The 7692-nt window shown below is 60.6% G+C and carries 3 protein-coding genes and 1 pseudogene; 3 read left to right on the plus strand and 1 reads right to left on the minus strand.

Annotated features, from left to right (window positions below):
* Positions 1–41: 41 nt before the first annotated feature.
* Complete coding sequence (locus BB029_RS16555; RefSeq protein ID WP_065939988.1) at positions 42–1463, minus strand: transglycosylase SLT domain-containing protein; 1422 nt, start codon at positions 1461–1463, stop codon at positions 42–44.
* A 235-nt stretch (positions 1464–1698) separates the two neighbouring features.
* Between BB029_RS16555 and BB029_RS16560 the strand changes: the two genes are divergently transcribed.
* The 3 genes and pseudogenes from BB029_RS16560 to BB029_RS16570 form a co-directional block, all read left to right on the plus strand.
* Positions 1699–2505, plus strand: a complete 807-nt coding sequence (locus BB029_RS16560; protein ID WP_065939989.1) for a TatD family hydrolase — start codon at positions 1699–1701, stop codon at positions 2503–2505.
* 96 nt (positions 2506–2601) lie between these two features.
* Positions 2602–4083: a methyl-accepting chemotaxis protein gene (locus BB029_RS16565; protein ID WP_065939990.1), complete on the plus strand. Its 1482-nt coding sequence runs from the start codon at positions 2602–2604 to the stop codon at positions 4081–4083.
* 198 nt (positions 4084–4281) lie between these two features.
* Positions 4282–7692, plus strand: a pseudogene (locus tag BB029_RS16570) (DUF6531 domain-containing protein); the annotation flags it as partial.

Consider the following 7692-nt stretch of genomic DNA (forward strand, 5'->3'; position numbering starts at 1 on the left):
TAAAAGCCGAAAAAATGCCTGATTAACATCGAAAAAATAGATTATTTCCGTGAGGCGATTTTCGGTGCCGGCGGTTCCAGGGACTCTCGCTCCCGATCGAACGCCAAGTAGTACTTGTTGACGCTATTAACATAGCTGACGCCCCCCATCCCCACCTGCTCCATGGCGATGCGCTCCACCTGGAAGAACCATTGATTGGGGTTCAGTCCCCGACGCCTGGCCTCGGTGCGCATGCCCTGCACCCGCTCCGGCCCCATGTTGTACGCAGCCAATACGAAGGCCATGCGCTCGCGCTCGTTGAGCTTGGGGCTGGCGAAGAATTTGCGACGGATCAACGCCAGGTAACGCGCGCCGGCCTGCACATTGCTGTCGAGACTTTCGATGTTGTTGACGCCCACCCGCTGCGCCGCCGAAGGGGTGATCTGCATCAGGCCGGTAGGGCCGCCGCTGTTGCGCGCACCCGGGTCGAAAGCCGACTCCTTGAACGCCAGCGCAGCGAGGTTCAGCCAGTCCATGCCTTGCTCACGGGCGTGCCTTTGCAATACCGGGCGCAGTTTTTCCAGGCGCTGGCGGTCGACGCGGGCCAGCGGGTTGCGCACCTGGTAGAGGCGCCGATAGATGCGTTGGAATGCCACATCCTGGTCGGACGGCGTGCGATAGGTCTTGATAAATCGGTCAATACTGGCCCGCAGCATCGAGGCGTCCTGGCGCACAAACCAGTACTCGTCGCCCGGTTCGCTGATTGCCACTTGCTTGTCGAAGCGCAACTTGGGCAGGATCTTCGACCAGCGTTCGGCAATCGGCTTCTCGACGATAGTCAGGTGAAAAATACCCGCCTGGACCATCTCCAGCACATCCTCAACAGCGAGGGTCGGGTCTACCCATTCCACCTTGACCGGCGGCTGTTTGTGCAAGGCCAGTTTCTGGTTGACCTGGCTGATGGCATCCGCCGCCGCACTGCCCGTGGTCAGCGCCAGGGTACGTCCGGACAGTTGTTCCAGCTTGGTAAACCGCCGCTCACCCTTCACCCCCACCAGCCATAACGGCACACCGCTGGCGATCGGATCACTGGTGCTGATCTTGTGTGCGGCCTTCACATCCAGCAATTCACCGGGGGCCACCAGGTCGCCTTCGCCACGGGCCAATGCGCCGAGCAGTTGGTCCTTGGCCTTGGGAATGATCTTGAGGTTGATTTCCTGGCCATCACGGGCGTGGCCATTGAGGTATTGCTCGAACGCACGCAGGCGATGGTATTCGACACCAATGGCCTGGCCCTGGACTTCGCCGGAACTGTTACGGCTCTGGTTGACCAGTACACGCAGGGTGCGACTCGAGCGAATCTCCGCCAGATCGCGCACCTTGCCGGGCTTGGTCACTTCCAGTGGCCCGTCCAGACGTGCGAGCGCCGCTGCGGGCAGCAGCAGCGTCAGGCACAACATAAGCAACGCCGAGGGTCGGATCATCCGCTCTCCGGAAAGAATACTGGCCAACACCCTCGCGAAAAACGAGGTATTGGGGTCAGAAACAGAGCGCTTTAAGCGCTGGCAAGACGCGCAACGGTGGCACAGTGCAAGGCGTGCAGCCAGTCACGATGTCACTTGCGACGTTCAAAGACAGCTATAACTCGTTGTAGTTCTTAGTTTTTTTTATAAATCTACAGCTCTGATATGCTTTCCGGCCGCAGGCGGAGATAGCACCATGCAACTCATTGATATCGGCGTCAACCTGACCAACCCCAGTTTCGACGAGAAGCACCAGGCCGTTCTCGACCGCGCCTATGCCGCCGGGGTGCAACAATTGGTGCTCACCGGCACCAGCGTCGACGGCAGCGAACAAGCCTTGGAGCTGTGCGTCAACCTCGATGACAGCGGCCAGCGCCTGTTCAGCACGGCCGGCATCCACCCCCACTCCGCCAGCGATTGGAACGGCGATAGCGCCAGGCGCCTGCGCGGTTTACTCAGCGAAAGCCGCGTACGTGCTGTGGGCGAATGCGGCCTGGATTTCAATCGGGATTTCTCTCCGCGCCCGCAACAGGAAAAAGTCCTCGAAGAGCACTTGGCGCTGGCGGTTGAGCTCAAACTGCCGGTGTTTCTCCACGAGCGCGACGCCAACCAGCGCCTGCTGGAGATCCTCAAGGACTACCGCGACCACCTGAGCGCAGCCGTGGTGCATTGCTTCACCGGCGAACAACCGGCGCTGTTCAGCTACCTTGATCTCGATTTGCACATCGGCATTACAGGCTGGATCTGTGATGAACGCCGTGGGACGCACCTGCATCCGTTGGTCAGGGAAATTCCCCGTGGTCGTCTGATGCTGGAAAGCGATGCACCCTACCTGCTGCCGCGCACCCTGCGTCCAAAGCCGAAAAACGGCCGTAACGAACCCGCCTACCTACCGGAAGTGCTGCGCGAAGTCGCCCTGCACCGCAACGAAACGGCCGAGGACCTGGCTCAGCACAGCACCGCCTGTGCCCGCACGTTTTTTGGGCTGCCTGCCGTGGATTGATGCGGTGCATTGACCCATGTCAAAACCGCTTTTCTGAGTAGCGGCACAATAATGGCACCTTGCCAATGCTGTTTCCGCTATCAGAGAAAACCTTCCATGGGTGCCTGGCTTAGCAATATCTCGCTGAAATACAAATTCTGGGCCGTCAACGCGGTCGCCTTTATCACTACCCTGCTCCTGGTGCTGTATGCCGTGCATCTCGAACAGCAATCGCGCAGCCATGCGTCCCAGGCCTCGGCACAGGCCCAGGCGCAATTGCTCGGTGCCTGGCCGGCCGACAAGGCCCTGCCCAAGAGCGAGCACTGGCTGACGTTTGCCCGCGGCCAAGTCCCACAGCTGGCCGATCAGGATCTGTCAGCCCTGAGCAGCAATACGGGTTGGGTCGAACTCAACCCCATGCCGCTGTTCGGCGAAAACACGCTGATGGGCGCCGAAGTGATCGCCCGCCCTGATGGGCAATACATCGCCGTGCTCGCCCGCGCCCCCAGCCTGAGCCAGGTATTCAGTGAACGCTTCGCCAACTATGCCGTGGCGGTGCTGATCCTGATGCTGGCGATGCTCTGCGCCTCGCAATTGCTGATCCGCTTCCTGCTCAGCCAACTCAACACCCTAAAGGACGTGATGCTGCACGTGGAGAAAACCGGCGACCTGTCGGCCCGCGTGCCATTGGCCTGCAAGGATGAAGTCGGCCAGATGGCCAGCGCCTTCAATGCCATGCAAGCCGGTTATCAGCGCGTGGTCAGCACCGTGGCGCGCACCGCCAAGCTTCTGGACGAGGGTGCCGCTCGATTGGCCAGCAGCATGAACGAGGTACAACACGGCATGCTTGGCCAGCAAAGCGAGACCGACCAGGCCGCCACCGCCATCAACGAAATGACCGCCACCGTCTACCACATCGCCCAACATGCCGGCGCCACCCGCGACTTGTCCCAGTCCGCCGATACCCTCGCTGGCAGCGGTCAGGACGTGGTCACCCGCGTACAGCATTCAATCGCCGGCCTGTCTTCCGGCGTGCAACAGACCGCCGAAATGATCCAGAAACTGGCCGAAGACAGCCAGAAAATCAACAGCGTGGTCAGTGTGATCCACAGCATCGCCGAACAGACCAATCTGCTCGCCCTCAACGCCGCCATCGAAGCTGCTCGCGCCGGGGAAATGGGCCGTGGGTTTGCCGTGGTCGCCGACGAAGTGCGCAACCTGGCCAAGCGCGTGCAAAGCTCCACCGACGAAATCACCCGCATGGTCTCGGCGCTGCAGGCCGGCACCCGCGACGCGGTGGACTTCATGCAGGAAAGCTCGTTCAAGGCCGACGACTGCGTACAACAAGCCCTGGAAGCCGGCACGGCGCTCGCCGAAATCACCAGCGCCGTGGCGCAAATGCGTGAAAGCAACACCCAGATCGCCGTCGCCGCCGAACAGCAAAGCCACGTGGCCGAAGAGATGAACCGCGCAGTGGTGAGCATTCGTGATGTGACCGAGAACACCGTGCAACAGACGGTGGATTCGGCGACCACCAGCAATGAGCTGGCAACGTTGGCTGGTGAGTTGAGCAAGGCGATTGGGCAACTGAAGCTGTAGGGCTTCTCCACCTGTAATCCGACTCCTACGATCGACTCTGCGTTTACCCGAAGTTTTGGCGACCCCTCCTAGCCGTCCTGGCGAATAGCGCCGACTTCTTTACCTGACGAAGCCCTCCAAAGTCTCTCGCCTGATCATTCAGTGCGAGGGACCGCCGATGCACCTACCCGTTAATGCCCTGGTCGTCGGGGCTGCCTCTTGATTCCCGTCATTGCCAGCTTTGTCCTGGCCCCCATGGATGCCAAGGCACCGGACGTTGAGCGCGTCTTTCGTGACTTTCGCGGTTGCCTGAATACCTTTGATGAGTGGGCCGGAAGCTTCTGGAGCGCTTCGGCGCTGGAGGTTGAGCAGGTCTTCAAGGTCGGCGATGAGGTAGCGCTGGTCGCGCCGATCAATCGCTCAATCATCCCCAGCAGCACCGTCGCCACATGCCCGGCCAACGGCACCCTGACCCTGGTGCATATGTTTGAAAGCACGCGCTTCGTGCCCATCGGCAACACGCCGGTGATGCTGCAGCGCGTCGATCCCAATGGCGGCCCGTTGGGCGAGCCGATCCACAAGACCATCGGCCCCAGCGGCATCCTCGAAATCACCGAGTGTGATCGCAACCAGCCGTACCAAATCACCTTCTATCCCAACGTTTCCAAGGATCACGTCCAGGCGCTGTATGGGTCTTATCAGTCGGTGATCGCGGGGTTGGAAGGTCGCCTCCGGGACGAATGGACCACGACCTTCCAGCCCCAATGGGACGACTTCGCCAACGCCACGCCGCCCGAACGTAGCGCGATGCAAGGTTTGGCGTTTTCAAGCGGGATGGCCAAGGCGCTCTACAACCTGTGGGACAGCGTTACGCAGCTGTATGACTTGTTGGCGGACCTCAAGGCCAACAGCCAGAAGTTGTTGGCCTACATCTCCCAGACTGAACTCGATGAACTGCTGAGGCTGGGCAACGACGCCATCGCAAAGGGGCTGTTGGTGCTCAGCGATGAGCCGCTGCTGTTTATCTACCTGTCGGCCCTGGTCAGTTGGCTACACCTGCTGCCGCCGCCCGAGCTGTATGAAGTGCTGGGCGAGATCACCGGTGAGGTGCTGATCAATCTGTTTTTGATCTGGGCGACCCGTGGCATGGGCGTGCAGATTCGCCTGGGCGCTCAGGTGCTGGGACATATCAAATCCGGACGAGCGCGCAAGTGGCTGGAGAGGCTGGCTGATCAGTTGGTGGGGCCGACGTTGGACGCGCACGTCGAGGCGGTGAAGCCTTTGCTGCTCGGTGGCGCGGCGACAGCGATCAAGACCGTACCGGCTGTGCCGTTGAAGGCGGGGGAGCATGTGGTTTCGAACCCCGTGCCGGCGGTTCGCAACAAGACACAGAAGACCGTGTTGGTCAGGCAGGAGCCTGTCGATGATGTGCCGGTTTCAGGGAAGAACCCGAACGGGGATGCGGCAGCCCCTTCGGATAAGACCGTCACCAACGGCTGCCCGGTGTCGATGGTTACCGGGGAGGAATTGCTCACCCTCACCGACGGCACGTTGGATGGGATCTTGCCATTCGAGTGGACGCGGTTGTACCGCACCAGTGCGGTGGAAGTGGATGGCGGGTTGGGGTTTGGTTGGAGTCATTCGCTGGCGCATCGGCTGGTGGTGTCGGGCGATTCGGTGGTGTGGACGGACCATGAGAATCGCTCGATTGGGTTTCCACTGCCGACTGTTGCTCGACCTGCCATCACCAATAGTTTGGCCGAAGCGGCGATCTATTTAGGGTCTTCGCCGGATGAACTGGTGCTGGCCCAGGCATCACGGTTCTATCACTTTCGCGACGGGGTGTTGGTCTCCATCAGCGATGCGTATGACAACCGGCTGCGGATTTCCCGGGATTATTTGGGGCGCATCGAGCGGCTGGATAACGGCGTCGGGCGTTCGCTGTTCCTGCGCTATGCGTTCGGCCACATCGTGGCGGTGGACTATCAGGTTCAGCGCGCCAAGGGGCATGAACCCTTCGGAGTGGGTGACCGAGCAGAACGTTGTTTCCTACGCCTATGACGACCTGGGACGGTTGGTTTCGGCGACCAATGCGGTCGGCGAAAGCGAGGTTTATCGCTACGACGAGCAGCACTTGATTCTTGAGCGTGGGCTGGCCGGTGGGGCGAGTTTCTTTTGGGCGTGGGAACGGGCTGGCAAGGCCGCGCGATGTGTCCGGCATTGGGCCAGTTTTTCGCAGATGGATACGCGGTATGTGTGGGGGGACGACGGCAGTGTCACGCTGCATAACGCCGATGGTAGCCAGGAAGTGTACGTCCATGACGACCGGGCGCGGCTGGTGCAGCGGATTGATTCGGACGGTGCGCAGCACTTCAAATCCTACGATGCCAAAGGCCGGCTGACGGTTGAGCAGGATCCGCTGGGGGCGGTGACGGCGTATCAGTATGACGAAGCCGGACGCTTGGTGGCGTTGTTTCCGGGGGATGATGAGCCGACGTCCTACGAGCATGACAACGGGTTCGTACGGGTTGTAAGGCGGGGTCTGGCGGTCTGGAAGTACGAGCGTAACGACCAGGGCGATGTCATCCGCAAGACCGATCCCGATGGTCATGTTACGGATTACAGCTACGACCAATACGGGCAACTGGTTGGGGTTTGGTACCCGGATCACAGTTGTCAGCGGCTGGTGTGGAATGAGCGCGGACAGTTGCTTGAAGAGCAACTGCCCAATGGCGGGATCAAGCGTTATCGCTATGACGATCTTGGCCGGCAGGTGGCGCGCGAGGATGAGCATGGCGCGCTGACCCAGTATCAGTGGGACAGCGTGGGTCGGTTGGTTCGCGTCGTATTACCAGGCGGTGCATGTCGGGAATACAGCTACAACCCCTACGGCAAAATCACCGCCGAACGCGACGAACTGGGCCACGTCATCCGCTACGAATACGCCGACGGGTTGCACCTGATCAGTCGGCGTATCAACGCTGATGGCACTCAGGTCAAGTACCACTACGACAACGTGCGGTTACTGCTGACCGAGATCGAAAACGAAGTTGGCGAGACCTACCGGCTTGATTACCACCCCAATGGCCTGATCCAGCAGGAAACCGGCTTTGACGGGCAGCGCACCGCCTACGTCTACGACCTCAACGGCAACCTGCAGGAAAAGACCGAATACGGTGACGACGGCAGTCAGCTCGTTACTCGCTACGAGCGCGATCACGCCGGACGCCTCGTACGAAAAACCCTGCCCGACGGCAGCCTTGTTGAATATGCCTACGACCGCCAGGGCAACCTCCTCAGCGTCGATGACGGCCACTGGGCGCTGGCCTACGAATACGACCGCCAAAACCGCCTCACCGCCGAACACCAGGGCTGGGGCACCTTGCGCTACGGCTACGACGCCTGCGGCCAGCTTCAATACCTGCGCCTGCCCGATAACAACCGGCTGGTTTTTAATCACGCGAAAGGCGGCCACCTCGCCACCGTCGAATTAAACGGCGCGCTGCTGACCTCTCATCTGTTCAAAGCCGGCCAGGAACACCAACGCCAACAAGGCCAACTCCTCAGCCACTACCACTACGACGACCAACACCGCCTCCATGCCCACGCGATCACCCAGCAACAAGACCA

This window comes from Pseudomonas sp. S3E12 (genome assembly GCF_001702295.1).
In the GTDB taxonomy this organism is placed as follows: domain Bacteria; phylum Pseudomonadota; class Gammaproteobacteria; order Pseudomonadales; family Pseudomonadaceae; genus Aquipseudomonas; species Aquipseudomonas marginalis.